The 19,021-nt window shown below is 42.1% G+C and carries 18 protein-coding genes and 1 pseudogene; 10 read left to right on the top strand and 9 right to left on the bottom strand.

Translation table 11 applies throughout. From position 1 onward, the window contains the following. Positions 1–61: 61 nt before the first annotated feature. Together I3254_RS10360 and I3254_RS10365 are read right to left on the bottom strand one after the other, a co-directional pair. Entirely contained in the window at positions 62–880 is an 819-nt protein-coding gene (locus I3254_RS10360) for a YbjN domain-containing protein (RefSeq protein WP_238052800.1), read from the bottom strand. Between the two features lie 30 nt (positions 881–910). Next, complete coding sequence (locus tag I3254_RS10365; protein ID WP_238052801.1) at positions 911–2,014, bottom strand: hypothetical protein; 1,104 nt, start codon at positions 2,012–2,014, stop codon at positions 911–913. Positions 2,015–2,176: 162 nt separating this feature from the next. On the opposite strand from I3254_RS10365, the gene ccmA reads away from it, so the two are divergent. From ccmA to ccmE, 5 genes are all read left to right on the top strand, one after another. Further along, complete coding sequence (ccmA, locus tag I3254_RS10370; RefSeq protein WP_238052802.1) at positions 2,177–2,806, top strand: heme ABC exporter ATP-binding protein CcmA; 630 nt, start codon at positions 2,177–2,179, stop codon at positions 2,804–2,806. 84 nt (positions 2,807–2,890) lie between these two features. Continuing rightward, on the top strand, positions 2,891–3,598 hold the full coding sequence (locus I3254_RS10375; RefSeq protein WP_238052864.1) for a heme exporter protein CcmB: 708 nt from the start codon (positions 2,891–2,893) through the stop codon (positions 3,596–3,598). Between the two features lie 286 nt (positions 3,599–3,884). After that, on the top strand, positions 3,885–4,673 hold the full coding sequence (gene ccmC / locus I3254_RS10380; protein ID WP_238052803.1) for a heme ABC transporter permease CcmC: 789 nt from the start codon (positions 3,885–3,887) through the stop codon (positions 4,671–4,673). Positions 4,674–4,689: 16 nt separating this feature from the next. Beyond that, on the top strand, positions 4,690–4,911 hold the full coding sequence (gene ccmD / locus I3254_RS10385) for a heme exporter protein CcmD (protein ID WP_238052804.1): 222 nt from the start codon (positions 4,690–4,692) through the stop codon (positions 4,909–4,911). A gap of 243 nt (positions 4,912–5,154) precedes the next feature. Then, positions 5,155–5,655, top strand: coding sequence for a cytochrome c maturation protein CcmE (ccmE, locus tag I3254_RS10390; RefSeq protein WP_102091822.1), 501 nt, complete (start codon positions 5,155–5,157; stop codon positions 5,653–5,655). Positions 5,656–5,755: 100 nt separating this feature from the next. Here the strand turns inward: ccmE and I3254_RS10395 are convergent, their stop codons facing one another. The 7 genes from I3254_RS10395 to I3254_RS10425 all read right to left on the bottom strand — a co-directional run bounded on the left by I3254_RS10395 (position 5,756) and on the right by I3254_RS10425 (position 14,230). Continuing rightward, positions 5,756–6,604, bottom strand: a complete 849-nt coding sequence (locus tag I3254_RS10395; protein WP_238052805.1) for an aldo/keto reductase — start codon at positions 6,602–6,604, stop codon at positions 5,756–5,758. Positions 6,605–6,943: 339 nt separating this feature from the next. After that, complete coding sequence (locus I3254_RS10400) at positions 6,944–7,921, bottom strand: MetQ/NlpA family ABC transporter substrate-binding protein (protein ID WP_238052806.1); 978 nt, start codon at positions 7,919–7,921, stop codon at positions 6,944–6,946. A 170-nt stretch (positions 7,922–8,091) separates the two neighbouring features. Continuing rightward, entirely contained in the window at positions 8,092–8,778 is a 687-nt protein-coding gene (locus I3254_RS10405; protein ID WP_057761583.1) for a methionine ABC transporter permease, read from the bottom strand. A gap of 19 nt (positions 8,779–8,797) precedes the next feature. Further along, complete coding sequence (locus I3254_RS10410) at positions 8,798–9,568, bottom strand: methionine ABC transporter ATP-binding protein (RefSeq protein ID WP_057761581.1); 771 nt, start codon at positions 9,566–9,568, stop codon at positions 8,798–8,800. A gap of 256 nt (positions 9,569–9,824) precedes the next feature. After that, positions 9,825–11,954 (bottom strand): ATP-binding protein, encoded by a 2,130-nt coding sequence (locus tag I3254_RS10415; RefSeq protein WP_238052807.1) that lies wholly within the window; start codon positions 11,952–11,954, stop codon positions 9,825–9,827. Positions 11,955–12,039: 85 nt separating this feature from the next. Beyond that, a complete protein-coding gene (locus I3254_RS10420) occupies positions 12,040–12,762 on the bottom strand; it encodes a response regulator transcription factor (RefSeq protein ID WP_057761578.1) in 723 nt (240 codons plus the stop codon). 256 nt (positions 12,763–13,018) lie between these two features. Then, complete coding sequence (locus I3254_RS10425; protein WP_238052808.1) at positions 13,019–14,230, bottom strand: efflux RND transporter periplasmic adaptor subunit; 1,212 nt, start codon at positions 14,228–14,230, stop codon at positions 13,019–13,021. A gap of 687 nt (positions 14,231–14,917) precedes the next feature. Here I3254_RS10425 and pilG point away from each other — a divergent pair. The 5 genes and pseudogenes from pilG (at position 14,918) to I3254_RS10450 (ending at position 19,004) form a co-directional block, all read left to right on the top strand. Further along, on the top strand, positions 14,918–15,295 hold the full coding sequence (gene pilG, locus I3254_RS10430) for a twitching motility response regulator PilG (RefSeq protein ID WP_057761576.1): 378 nt from the start codon (positions 14,918–14,920) through the stop codon (positions 15,293–15,295). A gap of 179 nt (positions 15,296–15,474) precedes the next feature. Beyond that, positions 15,475–15,837 (top strand): response regulator, encoded by a 363-nt coding sequence (locus I3254_RS10435; RefSeq protein WP_238052809.1) that lies wholly within the window; start codon positions 15,475–15,477, stop codon positions 15,835–15,837. A 3-nt stretch (positions 15,838–15,840) separates the two neighbouring features. Further along, positions 15,841–16,371 (top strand): chemotaxis protein CheW, encoded by a 531-nt coding sequence (locus I3254_RS10440; RefSeq protein WP_238052810.1) that lies wholly within the window; start codon positions 15,841–15,843, stop codon positions 16,369–16,371. Positions 16,372–16,860: 489 nt separating this feature from the next. Then, a pseudogene (locus tag I3254_RS10445) lies at positions 16,861–17,961 on the top strand (methyl-accepting chemotaxis protein); the annotation flags it as partial. A 185-nt stretch (positions 17,962–18,146) separates the two neighbouring features. Further along, positions 18,147–19,004, top strand: coding sequence for a CheR family methyltransferase (locus I3254_RS10450; protein WP_238052811.1), 858 nt, complete (start codon positions 18,147–18,149; stop codon positions 19,002–19,004). Positions 19,005–19,021 lie beyond the last annotated feature (17 nt).

The following is a 19,021-nucleotide window of genomic DNA, read 5'->3' on the forward strand; positions in this document are numbered from 1 at the left end:
AGATTATGGCTTGATTGAAAAACCGGTTCATCGAATGAACTTAATTATCGAACAAACTGAACTATTGAACAAACTGAGTCGGCAAAAAGAATGTCCGCGCGTCTGACTGTTGACGTAGCTCTAACAGTAACGTCTGCATGTCTTCAGCAGGGTCTTGGTTATTAACCAAGTTGCCAAACAGCTCATTGGCGACCGTGGTCATCGCAACCACACTTTGCAATAAATGCTCAATGATCTCATTGTCGATCCCAACTGCTTCGACATCGATAGCGTTTTTGTAGCGTATTTCGCCATCGTTGACATCCATCTCTAGATTGCCGATTAGCATGTCATAGTTGATTTGGGTAATAAGTAGCATCGCGGCACTTTGATGACTTTCTGGTATCAGAAATGGCAGAATGCCATAAACTGCCAGCAGCTTATTTTTTTCTTGCACCCGAAACAGATAGCCACAGTTTATTTGCTTATGACGCATTCTTAAGGATAAATGATGTGATTTTTGGCTGTCGTTGGTTTTGGGTCGATAGTGCGTGTAGTGCCACTGCTTGTCATTGAAGTATTGTTTTAAGCAGTCGACGATAGGCGTGTCACTTTGGTTTTGAGATTCTGCATTTGCGCTCTCGGTTTTTAAGTTATCGGTTTTAAGTTGAGATGTATTTGCTTGCGCTTGATTGCTATCCTGTTCGCTGCCCTGATTCGTCTCTAACTCATGAGAGATATCAGGAATATCAGCTGATATATTTTTTGTATTATTAACCTCGCTGTCAGCAAGTGATGCAGGCCTTTGCTCGCTTGCAGCATCGACGACTGACTGCGGTGCGGAAGCAGTCAGTAACCGTTTTATTTTTTGCCACAAGCTGAGTTTATTGCGTTGACTCATAATAGTATGTTGACAAGTAAGGGTTATAAGTTAATCGTGACCGTGCGCCAAACCTTCTTTAATAGCAGGCTGTGCATAAAACGCTGCTAGCATCTCACGAATATGGGCCGTTAACCAAGGCGTCTCAAGAGCATCGTACACGATAGGCAGTAGTGTAGTGCTACATTGCTTCATGGCCGCTTCATCAATGTGCAAACTCGCCGCAATGGTCGCCATCGTGTCAGACTGATGATTGGCATACCAAGTGTCGATGCTTGCCGAGACTAAGCTGTGCAGATACGGTGACAGTCGCAGGCGGTTGTAGCTTTGTTGGATACTGGCTTCGATATGGTCAATGCTACTGTTACCGGGCTCGTCGCTTAAATAGGTTTGTAGCTCACTAATGGGTTGGTCTTTGATACGATCCCAACCCATGACCATCAGACGCGCAACCTCTTCATTTGATAAGTGTTCTTGGGCATTGGCTTCGGCTTTGCGCGTCAAATCTTTGATATTGCGATGCAGGTAGGTTTGCAGTTTTTCATCGAGGTTTCTGTTGGTCGCCTTTTCAAAAGAGCTGCGCCCAAGCTTCATCAATTTACCAACACCACCTGCTTTATCGAGCGTGCTTTCCATAAAGTCGTTGATAGCGTGATAGAGTGTTTGGGTCAATAAATCGGCAAAGGTTTCGTTACCGACCAGCGTATGAATCAATATGTTGCGCTGCTGCTCATGGCTACCGATATAGTTGGCCAGCGTTTCAACTTGAGCATCATCGACCAGCTCAGACAAAGGCACGTTGTCATTGACTGGATGATAAATAACAGTGTGCAAAATATCACGGATATCGGTACGCATCACCTCAGTCATCGGCTGATTTAACAGCCAGTCTTTCATCAGCTGCTGTAAATGATCACAGCTAATATATTTGCTTAAAGGCTGCGCACCAAACCATTGCCAAGCTTCCATCGCTAGTGGCTCAGCTTGCTCGTGCAACCACTGCTGTATAAAGTTGACTTGAGCATCAATCAAGCTATCTACTGTCAAACAGCTGGCTGATAGCTCTTTTGACAAGTTAGTGTCTGCGTTATCAGTCTCTGCAGCAGTATTAGGTTTTTGGCTATCTTGTGAAGTCGGCATAGGTTTTGAAGTCATATTTTAAAGTCGTATTTTTTTGAGGTCGTACTTTTTGAAGTCAGAGTAATCGACAATTTGTTATACTGTGTGTTTGTAGCGAGCATAGGGTATTATGCCACGAACATTGCCTGTGTTTGTGATGAATATTGATTGCTGCTTGATAAATAACCAGAGGTTTTGATGACGGTTTTGGATACGCCTTTACTTGCACTTGATGAGCTGACGGTTCAGCGCGGTGAGATACCGCTGTGCGAAGGAGTTGCGTTGCAGCTATCTACGGGTAGTATTTGCCATCTAATCGGGGCAAATGGGACGGGAAAGACTACGTTACTCATGCAATTGGCTGGATTGTTACCTGTTTTGTCAGGTAGAGTTATTTATCAAGGACAATCGTGCCTGCCTATCCAGCCCTTATATGTCTCACACCAGTTGGGCATCCATCCGAATCTGACAGTAGCACAAAACCTAACGTTTCTACTGAACTTATATGGTATTACTCCAAGCGCTGCTGATATTGATAATGCGCTCACATGGGTTGGGCTACAAGGGTTTGAAACGATCAGCTCAAGTCATCTGTCCGCTGGGCAAACGCGGCGCATCACGCTGGCACGATTGTACTTGTTAACTCCTGACGTGACACCGCTCTGGTTACTTGATGAGCCTTTCACGGCGCTAGATGTCGATATGGTGGCACGTATGGAAGAGCGGTTATGCGATTTTGCACAGGCTGGCGGGTCGATACTAATGACCAGTCATCAAGCAGTTGGTGTCGCCAATCAAGTGCTCGATTTGTCAGACTACATGGTATAAGTTTGATTGCTATCAGTACCATCAGTATATGTGCAAGGACAAATAATGACAGACAGTCCAATACAAGTAGGATCAGTAGCAGCCATGAATAAAAGTCCAAATGCTATTGTCGCAGTGCCTCGCAGTATCGGCTTCCTGCAGCTGTGGCGACGTGAATGGCAAGTCAAGCAGCAAGGAGCGGTACAATGGTTGTATCCATTAGTGCTGTTCTTAGTAATTATTACTTTGTTTCCACTAGCGGTCGGTAGTGAGCCTGCGCTATTGCAGCGTCTGGGCGTATCAGCAGTGTGGATTGCTGCGTTGCTGTCACTGGTAATGGGCGTTGATGGATTATTCAAGCCTGCGCTTGATAATGGTACGCTTGCGCAATTGGTCGTGGCCAAAGCGTCACTACCGCTATGGGTTCTTATTAGACTGGTCATTCATTGGATTTTTAGCAGTGGTATTGTGGCAGCGCTTAGCTTGCTTGCCGTGCCGTTATTTCAGCTCAGTTGGTTTGAAGCGTGGATATTGATGGCTTCTATCGTGACAGGTAGTCCAATGCTCCTAATGCTATCCGCGATTGCCAGTAGCTTGACGCTATCGTTAAAGAATGGGGCAGTATTAGTGCCTTTGATTGCTTTACCGATGCAGTTGCCAGTATTGATTTTTGCTACGGGTGCGGTTGATTTATTTGCCTCTGGGCTGAACGGTTTGCCTATTCTAGCCTTATTACTAGCAGGAAGTATTATTTCTGTCTTGGTTATGCCTTGGGTGATTGCTACAACTTTAAAAATGTCATGGCTTAATTAAACGATTTGATTGTTGCAATCCTAAAGTCCAGTTGTCGAAATTTGATTAGCTAAACCCAGTTATCTAAACCTAGCCATCTAAATCCAGTCATCGAAATTTAGTTATCTGCATCACATGTATTAACATCGTGGTGAAAACTGGCAATTTTGCTATAATAGTCAATTGAATACGTAAACAGCTCTTTGTAGATTCTATCCAGTGTTTAACGCCAGCAGGTGAGTTGATAGTGGTGCCTTTATAGACCGCATTCTTTATCGCCAGTAAGCTGTGTAATAGGTTTCTTCCCATGCCCAACCTGAATAACGTCTCATCCCCTAGCTTGTGGCAGCGCATTTGGCAGGGTTTCTTGACCACTGTGGGTACCAAGCAGTTTTTTCGTATCTTTAGCCCTTGGGTCAAGTGGTTAGCGATACTAGCCAGTCTCTGTTTGCTCATTGGTAGCGTATGGGGCCTTGCTTTTGCGCCGCCTGATTATCTTCAGGGCAATAGCTATCGCATTATCTTTATCCATGTTCCAGCGGCCAGTCTTGCCATTTCTATCTATTTTTCCCTTGCGGTCTTGGGGGTAATTTATTTGGTATGGAAGATTAAGACGGCCAGTCTGGTCGCGCAGGCACTTGCCCCAATGGGGTTTTTACTGTGTGTCATCAGTTTGCTTACAGGCTCTATCTGGGCGAAACCAACATGGGGTACTTACTGGGTATGGGATGCACGCCTTACGTCAATGCTAATATTGGCGTTTTTGTACGCGGGCGTGATGGCACTGTTTGCCGCTTTTGAGCATACGGCCAATCGCGGTAAAGCGGCTGCTATTTTATCTATCGTGGGCGCAGTGAATCTGCCTATTATTAAGTATTCAGTAGAGTGGTGGAATACTTTGCATCAAGGCGCGACTTTTAGTTTGACTGCCGCACCGAAGATGTCGGCAGATATGTGGATGCCTTTGCTGCTGATGATTATTGGCAGCTATTTACTGGTTGGGACATTAGCGATTTATCGTACCAACACGCTGATTTTATACCGTGATCAAGGCAAAGCGTGGGTTAAAGAATACATTCGTGGTCAACACAAATAACGGCTAGGAAAATACTATGCAGCCTTACTTTTATAGCGTATCTGAGTTTTTCGCCATGGGTAAGCATGGGGTTTTTGTATGGTCGTGCTGGGCGATAACGATCGGCGTGATGTTGGCATTTATTATCTATAGCCGCAGACAACGACAGTCACTTATCAAACAGCTGACTATTCAGCAAGCGCGTCAAGCCCAGCGAACCACCAAAACCTCAACGCCTGTGATCAAACAAGCTGAATAAAAATCATCTTAATATCAGGGTTTTAGCGTAAGAATCCGTATCCTTACACTGACAAAAATATGACCTTATAGGCAGTGATGAGGCTTATTGATTTGTCTGAAAAATGCTACCATATAGCGATTAGAAGAGTACGATTAGAAAGACATTTTTAGAACGTTTTTCTAATGGTGGTTTCTTCAAACTTTTCTGTTTTATAGATTGATTATGGATCCTAAAACAGTGACTCATTAATGGGGTAGTGGTATGAATGCAGTTCGTCGGAAAAAACTGACGTGGGTTATGTTTACGCTGGCAGGTGCGGCAGTAGCAGTTATGTTGGTTATCTATGCCATCGGGCAGCAAACTGACTACTACTTTGATGCAACCGCTATTGCCCAAGGCGAAGCGCCTCAGGACAAACGTATTCGTGCTGGTGGTATGGTGGTTGCCGGTAGTGTGCAGCGTGCAGCAGACAATCCATTAAATGTTGAGTTTGCGATTACTGATTTTCAATCAACTGTGCCCGTGACTTACCAAGGTATTCTGCCAGATTTATTTGCTGAAAACTCAGGCGTCGTTGCTACGGGTAAAATGCAGGGCGATACTTTCGTCGCTGGTGAAGTACTGGCTAAGCATGACGAAAACTATATGCCACCAGAAGTTGCCAAATCTATGAAAGAAAACAATCGCAGCGGAGCGATACCTACTTCTGAACAGTATAATCCTGCTGAAAAGATTCACGAGACTGAAACGCTACAACAGTAATGATTGTGAATTTTCATACCATATAAAAAAGCCACCGATTATCGGTGGCTTTTTATTTTGCTGCGTTTAGCTAATCAGTTAATCGTACTTATTAACCCTGTTAGTCATCCCATACTGGGCTATAGTCAGGGTGCTCAATTTTACGACCGTCAGAGCTGGCTAAGTTACCGATTTTTTCTAACTCATCTGTACTCAACTCAACTTTGATGGCATCTAGATTGCCTTGCAAGTGATCAGGGTTAGACGTTTTTGGAATAGCCACACGATGCTTGTCTGATAAGATCCACGCTAGTGAAATTTGTGCTGGTGTTACATTGTGCTTATCTGCAATCTCTTTAATTACTTCGTTATCAAATACATCACCACGCGCTAATGGTGAGTAGGCTTCTAGTAGAATATGATGATTATTCAAAAAGGTCTGCAATGTGTTTTGCTTAATGAACGGATGAAACTCTACTTGGTTCACGACGATAGGTACATCAGCATATTTCTTGGCCTCAATAATATTAGCAATATTGAAGTTTGAAACACCAATATGACGCGTCACGCCTTGCTTTTGGAGTTCACACAGCGCAGGAATGGTCTCAGATAATGGCACGCGGTCATCAGGCCAGTGCAATAGCAATAGATCGACATAATCTGTACCCAAATCTTCCAAAGAACGTTTCGCTGCTGCGACCAGTTTTTCTGGTTCAAACTTCATATCATCTGGAAAAATCTTGGTAGTTAAAAAGAACTTATCGCGAGCCACGCCTGACTGTCTGATACCTTCGCCAACTTCTTTTTCATTGCCATAAGCTTGAGCGGTATCGATATGCTCATACCCCATTTCTAACGCTTTTTTGACCACATCCACGCAATCTTGTCCAGTTGACTGCCAAGTACCTAGCCCTAGGATTGGGATATTTGCTTGTCCAGCGGTACGAATATTATAGTTTTTAGCGCTCATATTATTATCCTTGTTATGTGTATCTTATAATTTTCATTAGTTTTAAATGTCATCAATAGTATGGTCTAACGAGTAAATTACTATTGAGCCCGTCCACTATAAGAAAAACCAAGGACAAGTGGAAGAGTGAGTGACGGTTTCCTACAAAGGGCAAACAGGCTGTAACGTGATTTTTGATAGTTATTTGATAGTTATTTAATGCACAGTTAGTCTTTTGATAACGGTATTGGAAGACAGCACTCCCAAAATTAAAGACAAAAAAAACGCCCATCACTCTAAGTGATGGGCGTTTCTATTAATCATAACACCTAAAAAGCTAGGTGTTTTTGATTTAAAGTCTTACTGAGCAGCAGCTTCTGTAGTTTCTGGAGCGTCAGCGTTTTCAGTTTTAGCAGCAGTGTCCATATGTGCGCTGTGGTCAGTACCCCAGATTTTTGGGTACTTGTAGCCAGGGAACGTTTCATGAGCATACTTTTTGAAAGCTTCTGAATTATAAGCGTTGGTCACATCTTCAACCCATTTCTTACCAGTATCAGCAGATTTGATCGCTGACCAGTTTACATAAGCAAAGCTTGGCTCTTGGAACAATGCTTCGGTCAATTTGATACCAGAGTCAGTAGCATAGTTACCATTGATAACCGCGAAGTCAACTTCATCACGCGCGCGTGGTAATTGAGCCGCTTCTAGTTCAACGATTTCGATATCGTATTTGCTGTTGTCAGCGATATCAGCTTTTGATGCTGTCAATGGATCGATATCGTCTTTTAGTTTAATCCAACCCAAATCATCCATCATGACCAATGCACGAGCAAAGTTACTTGGATCGTTAGGCGCAGAAACACTCATGCCTTTGAATGCAGCATCAAGGCTGGTCTTTTTACCTGAGTAGATACCAAGTGGTGCAGTTGGTACTTGGAATACTTCAACGAGATCAAGATTGTTCTCTGTTTTGAAGGTATCAAGATATGGCTTATGCTGGAAGATATTGATGTCTAAGTCGCCTTCAGCCAATGCAAGGTTAGGACGCACATAGTCAGTAAATGCAATTAGCTCAACTTCATAACCTTGTGCCTCAAGTGTACCTTTTACTTGGTTACGAACCATATCAGCAAAATCACCTTCAGTCGTACCGATAACAATTTTGGTGTGTTCAGGATCGATATCGCTAGCGGCAGTTTCTGCAGTGGCACCTTCGGTTACTGGCTCTTTAGTCGCTTCTGGCGCTGATGAATTGCTGCAACCGACTAAGACTAGACCTGATACACCAACAGCGGCAAATGCGGTAGCTAACTGACGGCTGATATCTGTTAATTTCATAATATGTCCTTAATAATGAATGGGGTTGAGTAAAACGTTTATCGTCTGAACATTAAAAAAGCAACATTATAAATAGTAATGCTGCTTTTGTTGTAAGAGCTGAGATAAGGGTTGAGTGTTGCCAAAAATAAACCTAGTCGCTCGTAAAGTCAAGTATTCTCTAAAGCGGTTTAACGTTTGTCTAAACGATTGGCGAGCCAGTTACCAGAGGCTTGAATCGAGACGACCATGATTGATAATACAATCACGATAAAAATCATTACCTCGGTTTGATAGCGATAATAGCCGTAACGAATGGCTAGATCACCCAAACCGCCACCACCGATCATACCAGCGGCAGCTGAATAAGAGAGCAAGCTGATACAAAGAATAGTGACTGACAATACTAAACCTGAGCGTGCTTCATTAAGTAATACTTTAATAATGGTAAAAGGTCGTGCACCCATTGATTCGGTTGCTTCGATAATACCGCGCGGCACTTCACGTAAATTTTGCTCGACCAAACGCGCAAAATAAAACGAACCAGCGATAGCAAGTACCAATGATGCAGCAATTGGTCCGATACCCGTACCAACGATGGCCTTGGTAAACGGACTCATCGCAATCATCAAAATCACGAAAGGGAAGGCACGCATAAAGTTGGTAATACCGCCAAGCACACCGTACAACGTCTTGTTTTGCAAAAACTGTCGATCACTAGACAAAAACAAGAATACGCCAAACAGTCCACCGATGACGATTGCGACTGTGGTTGAAATACCGAGCATCACAAACGTATCAATAAACGCGCTCACGATCTCTTTGCGTAAAACAAGTAACTTGTCTATAGAGGCGGATAATTCAGTACCAGTTAACATATCTATTTCTCCTGCCTCATTAGTCCTCGACGACTAGGCCTTTGCCAATCGGGGTGGTTGCTTGAATCAGACCGTCTCGCACATCCGCAACTTCTAATAGTTGTCCTTGATGCAATAACGCTGCGCGATCACAAAGTCTACGAATAACACTCATCTCATGAGTCACAATGACGATAGTCACGCCAAGTTGCTCATTGATATCGCGCAGACAAGTCAGCAAACTACGGGTCGTTGCAGGGTCAAGCGCACTGGTTGGCTCATCGGCCAACAATACTTTTGGACTAGGGGCAATCGCGCGAGCAATACCCACACGCTGTTTTTGTCCACCTGACAACTGCGCAGGATAATGACCAGCACGATCGGTCAAATCAACAATCGCAAGACAATCCATAACGCGCTTATGAATGTCGCGACTTGGATAACCAGAGATTTTTAAGTTAAATGCCACGTTGTCAAAGACCGTTTGATTAGACATCAGATTAAACTGCTGAAAAATCATACCGATATTATGACGAGCAATACGCAGCTCACTGGCAGACAGCGTGGTTAGGTCAGTACCATCTATCACGACTTGACCCGAATCTGGACGCTCAAGCATGTTAATTAGGCGCAATAAGGTAGATTTACCTGCCCCTGAATAACCCATTAGACCAAAGATTTCGCCTTGTTTGATAGTCAGAGATGTCGGCTCAACAGCGGTAAACCAATGTGGCTTGCCGTCTTTGTCTTTGATTGATCGGTCGCTTAAAAAACTTTTGGTCACATCGTTTAAGACAATCATGTCATTCATGGAGGGCTCAAAATTTAATAAATTTTTTAATGGTCAAAAACCCGTCATCAGGCCTCTTTCAATATGTAAGAAGCTTGTCAAAACGACAACAGTCAATAACCGTATAATAAGGGGCGGTAATATAGCATATTATCAGGCACTTTGGATATGCACATACGTGTCCGGCTTATGATTAATAGCTATTAAGAATAAGCAGTTAAAATGCTAAGTATGAAGGTGACAGTGTGATAGCTATCTATATAATGATGGGGATTGATTACTCGTGATAGTTGTAATGAGGGTCATGATGAATTGGGATGGTTACCAAAAATCTAGTATGACCATTTAGCGTATCTGTAATAATGCGCCCTTGATGAGCGGTAACGATTTGTGAGACTAACGATAACCCTAATCCAGAGCCTTTGTTTTTTTGCTGTAAACGTACAAATGGGCTAAAGACTTCTTCCCGCTTGCCTTCAGGGATACCAGTGCCTTCGTCGATTACAGCCAGCACGGCATATTTTGGCAGTGGACGTTCGGGTTCAGTTTTGGCTTTCTTCATATGCTTAGCAAATAAGCCTTCTTTACGCACGACTGCGCTTGAGTTCTCATTATTTGAGCTATTAGATTTGGCATCATCTTTCGTATTGTTTGATCCGTTATTTTTAGTAGCGGTATCAGTAATAGATTTATCTGATTTTTGGGCACTGTTCTCGATGAGAGTGTCAGTATTCTCGCTTTCTACGTTACTTATAGAGCTTGTTGATGTTACTTCAGTCACGTTAGCATTGTTGGTATTATCGGAGTAGTTAGTAGGTTCAGTAGAATCTGGAACAGCTTTCCAAATAACTTTCTTAATTCTGTCAGTTAACTCACTGGTAAAGCTGTAATAGTCAGAAAGTAGTGATGATTCACTAGTAGTAGGTTGGGGTTTGCTAGCACTGTCTATCGAGCTTTCATCTGAAAGGCCGTTATCAATACTGACTTCACCATTGCTCTCGTTGTTCTCATTGCGAGTAGCTATGTCTTCACCGTTTTTATAGATAGTCGGCGTTGGTAGATCTGCTGTTGAGTCAGGCGTTTCTGATTTATTTTTATCAACTGAACTAGTAGCTTCGTGTTTAGCGGTTTGGTGCTCAATTACCTTGGCATCAGCGTTTTCTTCATAATCGTCGAAGTCTAAACTGTTGTAATCAATAAAGCTGCTGCATAGCACTGTTTGCAATAGATAGTCAGGCACAGTTCCAGCTTCTTCTATGCTCTGAACACCATATAGCAATACCGTAACAGGTGGCTTGCCATGTAGCATAGCGTTGGTAAGTAAGTTGCGAATCAAATGAGTCAACATTGATGATTGACCATCTATCACGATGTGTTCACCAATCAGCGTGGCTTCAGGATAGTGCTGACGTTCTTGATTTACCAAATCGTATAAATCTAAGTTTTCAACTTGTTGTAAGGCATGTCCCGCATCCAGACGGCTAACCAGTAATATGCTTTCTACTAAGTCATTAAGACCTGATAAGTCTCTATTGATCGCTTGTGCCCGTTTATCGAACTTTGCTTTGGTATCAGTTGGTAGTGCACCAGCCAACATATCCATCATTTCAATCTGTAGACGAATACGTGTAATCGGTGTGCGTAGCTCATGAGAGGCATGTGCCAGTAGCAAGTTATTGGCATCAATTAAGTGTTCAATTTTTTGTGCTGCTTGGTTGAATCCGCGTGCTAATGCAGCGATTTCATCATTACCACGCGCATTCACTCGCACAGTAAAATCACCGTCACCCAATTGAGTCATTTGTTGGCTCAACTGGTCAATTCGCCATGTCATCGTCCGTGCAATCAACCATAGTACACCTGCCATGATGAGTAGCAGTAGTAGCGTACCAGTGAACAAGTTCAAGGCTGCAGAAAGGACAGGTTTTTTAGGCGTGAGACGTGATTCATACAGTAAGGTATAACCCGTACTGCTATACACTTGGGCTTGCTTGGTAGGTGATGTATCTGCAAGTGATGGAAAAACGCGCGAGAACAAAGAAGGAGTAGGGGGAAGCTCTAGCGGTAGGTCACTATTGTCAGTTTGCATGAGCAGTCGACCTTCACTGTCATACAATCCCATTTTTGCTTGCAGTGATTCATCAAAAATATCGAAGCTTTTCTTAACGACAGCCAGCATAAAACGCGACTGCAAACGATTGTCTTTGCTGATAGAAATATTCAATTCATGCAAGAAGGGATCGATTTGCCCCAAGATCTGCGTGGCTAATATCTCTGAGCGAATACCAGCGTCTTTGTCATGAACAAGTTGGGTCAACAGCACCATTGCCACAGCAAATAAAGTAAGTGCCAGCATAACGCTGGCAAATAGTTTGGCAAATACGGAACGAAAACCCAATTGCTGCATTAAACGATCTCTATTATTAAACGCTTGTACCGACTCATGGTATAGAGTTTACACCATGAGTCAGCTAATTAGGCATCCTTTGTGATTACACCTGATCAGTAGCAAATTGATAGCCGACGCCGCGTACGGTAATAATACGTTTTGGCTGACGTGGATTGTCTTCGATCAAAGCACGTAGACGCGAAATGTGTACATCAATTGCACGGTCAATATTGTCTGAGCTGTCATCATTTGGCATCGCTTGCCAGAGTTGCTCACGATTCAACACCTTGCCAGAATGAGTGGCAAAGTAGTGTAACAACTGAAACTGATGCGTGGTTAGACGTACTGGTTGGTCATCGATAGTGACTTCATGACTATCAGGGAACACGCTTAAACGACCAAAGGTTAAGCTGTCTGATTGGCTATCGGCTTGATTTGGTTGCTCATGACGACGAATAACCGCACGAATACGAGCTAAAAGCTCACGTGGCTCAAAGGGCTTGGCGATATAATCGTCAGCACCCATCTCTAGCCCTAATACGCGATCAGTTGTATCGCCTTTTGCGGTCAGCATAATAATAGGTACTTTATTGGTCATATTGTTCTTGTTGCCACGAATCTTTTGACATACTTGCATACCGTCCATATCAGGTAGCATAAGATCCAATACAACCAAGTCAATATCGCGCTCTTTGGTGTCTAATAAGTCGAGACCTTCTTGACCAAGACCAGCATGATGCACATCATAATAGTTCATGGTCAAATAATCGCTGATCAGCTCAGCCAAATCTGGATCGTCTTCAATCAATAAAATCTGCTTACTCATGGGGCGTCCTCTAATTGTTATTGTGATTTATAAAAATATAACGTTTCTGGTAATAATGACTGTTGGTAATAATAAACAGTTAAACCTCAGCCTCTATGTTTTCAAATATACAGAATAGTGAATAATTAAATATGAGTCGTATTTCAATACTCGGATAATGCTATATATAGTAGGGTCATATTGCCTAATTATGCTGTTACAAAACAAGAGAAGCTTTGTTAATGTTTCTACGCAATGTAACTGTCAGCATAAGCTATTATGACACAATGACTTTTTTACCTTTAGAATCAACAGGTAAGTCCGCCAAACAAATCAAGCTATCATTGCTCACACCTGCTATCAAATACTGCTGCGTAGTAGGATCGTATTCAACTACTTCAATAGGTTGGCGCGTTAAACGCTGATCTTGACCGATTATCCAAACATTTGCAGTCAATGGTTGTAGCGGCATATAAGGAGGAGTTTGCAACTCTGTCAGATCAACATCATGTAGCGCGCGCTTAGGTACGATAGTACCAACATCTATTTGACCATAATTGACGCGCCCTGTAACTTTCATATTTGGCAGTAACTTATCACGACTTACTTCGTTGTCGATGACATTAACATAGACCAAGAGCTTTTTGGGCTGACTGGTCGATACCAGTTTGCTGACCTGTCCCGTAAACTTGTCTGAGACACCTTCGGCGGTAAAATTGACTGTCTGACCAACGGAAAGCTGTGGTTTTGCTTGTATAGGCAGGGTAGCCATAAAGTGCAGTTTGGTCTCGTCACTGATCTGTAGTAGAGACGTGCGCGCCGCTAACTGTTGTCCTGCATCAGCAGATAAGCTTTCTACTCGACCCGAAAAGCTGGCATGAATGGTAATCGAATTATACTGCATATCTTGTTTAGCAGTATTAACGTCTGCATTCTGACTAGTAGGGATGTTGCTATCAGTATCTATCGCAGATTTTGCTTCTAAATTTTTATCATTGTTAGTCTTTCTTACAACAGCGATATCTGTGTTTGGCGCAGCTTGTACGGAATTAAGCGTATCTTCTGAATTAGTTTTATTAATATCGTTTGATTCTACATTGCCTTGTTCAGGCTTTTTCAAATCTTCAGCTTTGCTAGCCGTGCCCGTACGTCTAAAGACGAGCAATGGCGTGCCTTTTTCTACCCATTGACCTTCACTAACCAGTGTCTCTTCTATACGAATGGGATGTACCGCAACAAATGTGGTCTGCTTGATAGGTTCGATATTACCTTGTAACCCGAGACTTGGCTGATACCTTGAAGGTTTGATACTCAAGATATGTTCAGGTGTCATGGTGACACTGTCGCTTGTGATGATAATTGGCGTGTCAGCGGTCTCTGCTTCAGTGTCAGTAACAGTCGGTTCATTTACAGGTGACGGCTGACAAGCAGCGATAAATAGTACGCTGAATAAATAAAAGATTTTTCTTAAATGTTTAGAAGCTGTCATAGCAGTCACCATTGTAATCGTCATATTATTATATAGTGAATTGTAACGCGGTGGAACGACTGTAAAATATTTACTAAGCTTAAGAAAGTTGATGATTCAAATACTAGGAAAAGTTGAAGTTATACCTTTAATAAATAAGAACAGTTATTTATGATACCAACGAGTTCGAACATAATTTTGCTAATCACTGGAAAAGCAATAATAACTATGCTAAAAAAAACACTATAAAATGCATTGATACATATTTATTACAAATGAAAATTATCCAGTAATATCATTGCCAGTTATATACAATACAAAAATATAATAACGCTACCTTCAATTCAAATTTCAATCTATTTATATGTTGGAAAATGGATTTATAGTTAATTGGAATCGTTGTTATATTTGACTTTTCTATTAGATATTCGCGGGGTAAGTTATCTTATTCAAGGCACTCAAATAACGCTAGATTTTGTAAGATTAATAATAATAAAGTGCGTATAGTACGCTATATTGATACCGCGATTAGTCAGTAGGCATCAATTGCAGAAGATTCGCTGTTATAACAAATTTCAACGCAGACAATGCAAATATAGGTACTTATATCGATCTGACAATAGATGATATAAAAGTTTAAAATAGCCAAGCAAATTTTGTATTACTAGACAGCGTTACGAACAAATAGTCGTTTACAGGACAATGAGAATGGAAAATAATTTTGAAGGTTTAAAAGTAATGGTAATTGATGATTCAAAGACCATTCGCCGTACTGCAGAAACTTTATTACAAAAAGCGGGCTGTGAAGTAGTGACCGCTATCGATGGTTTTGATGCGTTAGCAAAGATTGTAGATAACAATCCAGATATTATTTTTGTCGACATTATGATGCCACGTCTAGATGGATATCAGACTTGTGCACTGATAAAAAATAACCCTGATTATGCTAATAAACCGGTAATTATGTTGTCATCTAAAGATGGTTTATTTGATAAAGCACGTGGTCGTATTGTGGGTTCTGATGAGTATCTGACAAAGCCATTTAGTAAAGATGAACTTTTTGATGCTATTAATCAGTACCGTTAATCGAATAAATATAGACTTACAGGGAGTGATTGATATTATCGCTCCAGATTATTCAATACTGAATAATTATGATTAAAGAGTGGCTACCAGTAGATTTATAGGTGCTATTTTTAATCATTTTATCTGAACCATATATCAATATATCTTCATAGATATTTTAGAACATAAAGGAACCTCCTATGACTACCATTTTAGTCATTGACGACTCGCCATCAGAAATGGCGAAATTTCGCGATATGCTTGCCAAAAATAACTTTCAAGTGTTGGAAGCGACCAATGGTGAGCAGGGTTGCCAGATGGCAGCTGAACATTTACCAGATGTGATTTTGATGGATGTGGTCATGCCTGAAATGAATGGTTTTCAGGCCACGCGCAAGATTACTCGCGGTAAAACCACTGCTCATATCCCTGTCATCATGATCAGTACCAAAAACCAAGAAACAGATAGAGTTTGGGGCAAGCGTCAGGGCGCCAAAGAATATATGAACAAACCAGTTGATGAAAGTGGATTGGTCAATATGATTCGCAAAGTGATGGAGTAACTTGTGGCTTCTAGAGGATTTATCGAGCTTCTGCGTTTAGCAGATTTGGCACGCGCGCGCAAAAGCGGTCGCCGCGGTGGCCAAGAGTTTGATTGGCAAGGTGTGGTATTTGAAATTGGTGGGCAGCGCTTAGTTGCCCCTATGGGTCAGGTATCAGAGGTATTATCTATGCCAGAATATACTAGCCTACCTCTAGTAAAGCCATGGATGCTAGGTATTGCCAACATTCGTGGGCGACTCTTACCTTTAACGGATTTGTCGCATTTTTTGCAAGTCCCTAGTCGCTTGACACAAATGAGCCAACGGAAAGTTATCGTCATTGATTATGACAATAACTTTTCAGGACTGCTGGTTGATCAAGTACTTGGTATCGAACAGTTCACACAAGAACAGTATCGTCCAGAAGCCATAGATCTAGAGTCGCCGTTTGCGCCTTATAACCATGGCAAGTTTTTCAAAAATGACCAAGACTGGTATGTATTTATGCCAAGTTTGCTTGCGCAGGATACTCAGTATTCAGATGCTGCAATATAATTGTCGATAATAGAAGACCTGTCTGTTAAGTAACGACAGAGAAATAGCGACTGACATAATAGGGTTCGATGTCAGCATTTATACAGGCTTTGCTAATCATTGTTTAGATAACAATACGATTGTCAAAGTCAGCCACAATTAGACTTTGATGACTGTTTGAAAGGAAGACGCAAGATGAGTGATGTGATAAAAAAACCTGTAGCTGGTATGGCCAAAACATCAGCAGATGGCAAAAACGCTGATAGTACTTGGAAGCTATTGTTAGGATTTTTTGTTCTATTAAGTTTGGCTTGTCTGATTTGGCTAGTTAACTCGCTATCATCGGTAAGTCAGTATTTCGATAGTTTCAATCAATCCGTTATCTTGCCAGCGGCTGTATTTGCAATCGGCGCATTAGGGATTCTGTTTGCTTTGTACCAGCTACTGAAAAACCGTGGTGGATCAGAGCGATCGCTTATTGAAAAAGAAACCTTGCGTCGCCGCCAAGAAGCAGAAGCTGAGTCTGAGCGAGCGCGTCAAATCCAAGAAGAAAACGAACGTAACCAGATCGCTATTTTACGTCTACTTGATGAGTTGGGTGATTTGGCAGAAGGTGATTTGACCGTCAATGCGACTGTATCAGAAGACTTTACAGGGGCGATTGCTGATTCAGTCAACTTTGCGATTGACCAATTACGACAGTTGGTACTGGTTATTAACAGCACTGCTGACCGAGTATCGCAATCTTCAGAGCAAACGCAGATGAATGCTGTTGAACTGGCCGAAGCTTCTGAACACCAAGCACAAGAGATTGCTGGTGTATCAGCCGCTATTAATGAGATGACTGTCTCAATTGATCAGGTTTCAAACAACGCTGCAGAATCTGCAACGGTTGCCCAGCGTTCAGTTGCTATCTCTCACAATGGAGCAGAAGTTGTACAACGCTCTATTGAGGGTATGAACGTTATTCGTGATCAGATTCAAGAAACATCAAAACGTATTAAGCGTCTTGGTGAGTCTTCGCAAGAGATTGGTGATATCGTTGGACTAATTAACGATATTGCTGACCAGACCAACGTTTTGGCATTGAACGCCGCTATTCAGGCATCGATGGCAGGGGAAGCGGGCCGAGGCTTCGCAGTTGTTGCTGATGAAGTACAGCGTCTGGCTGAGCGTTCAGCTAATGCTACTAAGCAGATTGAAACATTGGTAAAAACCATTCAGGCTGATACCAACGAAGCGGTTATGTCAATGGAGTCAACAACTTCTGAAGTTGTACGCGGCGCACGCTTAGCAAAAGATGCGGGTGAAGCACTAGAAGAAGTACAGAGCGTTTCTAATACTTTGGCTGACTTGATTCAAAACATCTCAAACGCTGCATTACAGCAGGCTGAGTCTGCTGGACATATTTCTCATACCATGAATATCATTCAAGATATTACCTCGCAAACTTCTTCTGGAACGATGGCAACAGCCCGTTCTATTGGTGAGCTAAGTGAAATGGCAGCAGCACTACAGGAATCGGTAACGGGCTTTAAGGTATCGAACGACGACGAGCTAGTAGATTATGAAGTGTTAGATACGGAAGGCGCATTGAAAGAAAGCGTTTAGTGATTATTTATTCTTTTAGGACAAGATCGACAGCATTTGATTGTTCTGCGTATTGAATAAATTTGCTACTGTAAGAGTGATAAAAAGAAGCCGTAATTATAGTAGATGATTTATCTAGCTTAAATAACGTTAATTAGCTAAATCATCTGCTGAATACAGTTGATCTGACATTAGGTAATACTTTGATGAAAGTCGACAGTTTGGATGTGCAGCGATGGCAGAAGTATATAGAGCAAGAGACAGGATTTGTGCTACCAGACATACAGCTACAGTGGCTGGCTAATGCAATTGATTGTACGGCGATGTCGAATGGATTGAGCGTTCAGCAATTATGGTATCAACTATCGAAAAGTGATGAGTTGCGTCAGCAGTTGCTGGATAAAGTACTCATTCATGAGAGTCGCTTCTTTCGACATAGACCCTCTATCGACTTTGTCGCAAAGTATGCACTCCAGCATTATAAAGCAGACAATATTGAGAGTTTATTTCGTATTTGGAGTGTTGGCTGCGCAAGTGGACAAGAAGCTTGGTCACTGGCCATGAGCTTAGCTGCACAGAAATGTCAAGACTATGCAATATTAGGGACAGACATCAGCGAAGAGGCTATTAAAAGCGCACGGTTGGGGCAATATGATAGCAGGCAGCAATCTTTAATCCCGCAATCATGTCAGTCGTTTGTTCAGCCGCTGCCATCTAAGAATACATTAAACAGATTGAAGCCTAGCACATCAGAAGCGGCTAATAGTATGCAGGAGAATTGGCAGGTAGCACCTGTATTGCAGCCACATGTCAGTTTTTCTGTACATAATATTATTGAACAAAAACCACCCACTACGCATCTTCAGAATGTGATTATTTGCCAAAACATGCTGCTATATTTTCGTAAATTTGATCAGCGTGATATTTTGGCACGGTTGTCAGAGCAGTGCGCGTTAGAGGGATATATTATATTGGCTCCAGGTGAGGCGTTGTTCTGGCGTCCTTCAAATATGCGCCGCATTGCGCACCCACAGGTTAATGTGTGGCAAAAAATTAGTGCCTAAATTAGTGCATAGACGAG

It is taken from the genome of Psychrobacter sp. Ps2 (genome assembly GCF_022129405.1).
Taxonomy (GTDB): Bacteria; Pseudomonadota; Gammaproteobacteria; order Pseudomonadales; family Moraxellaceae; genus Psychrobacter.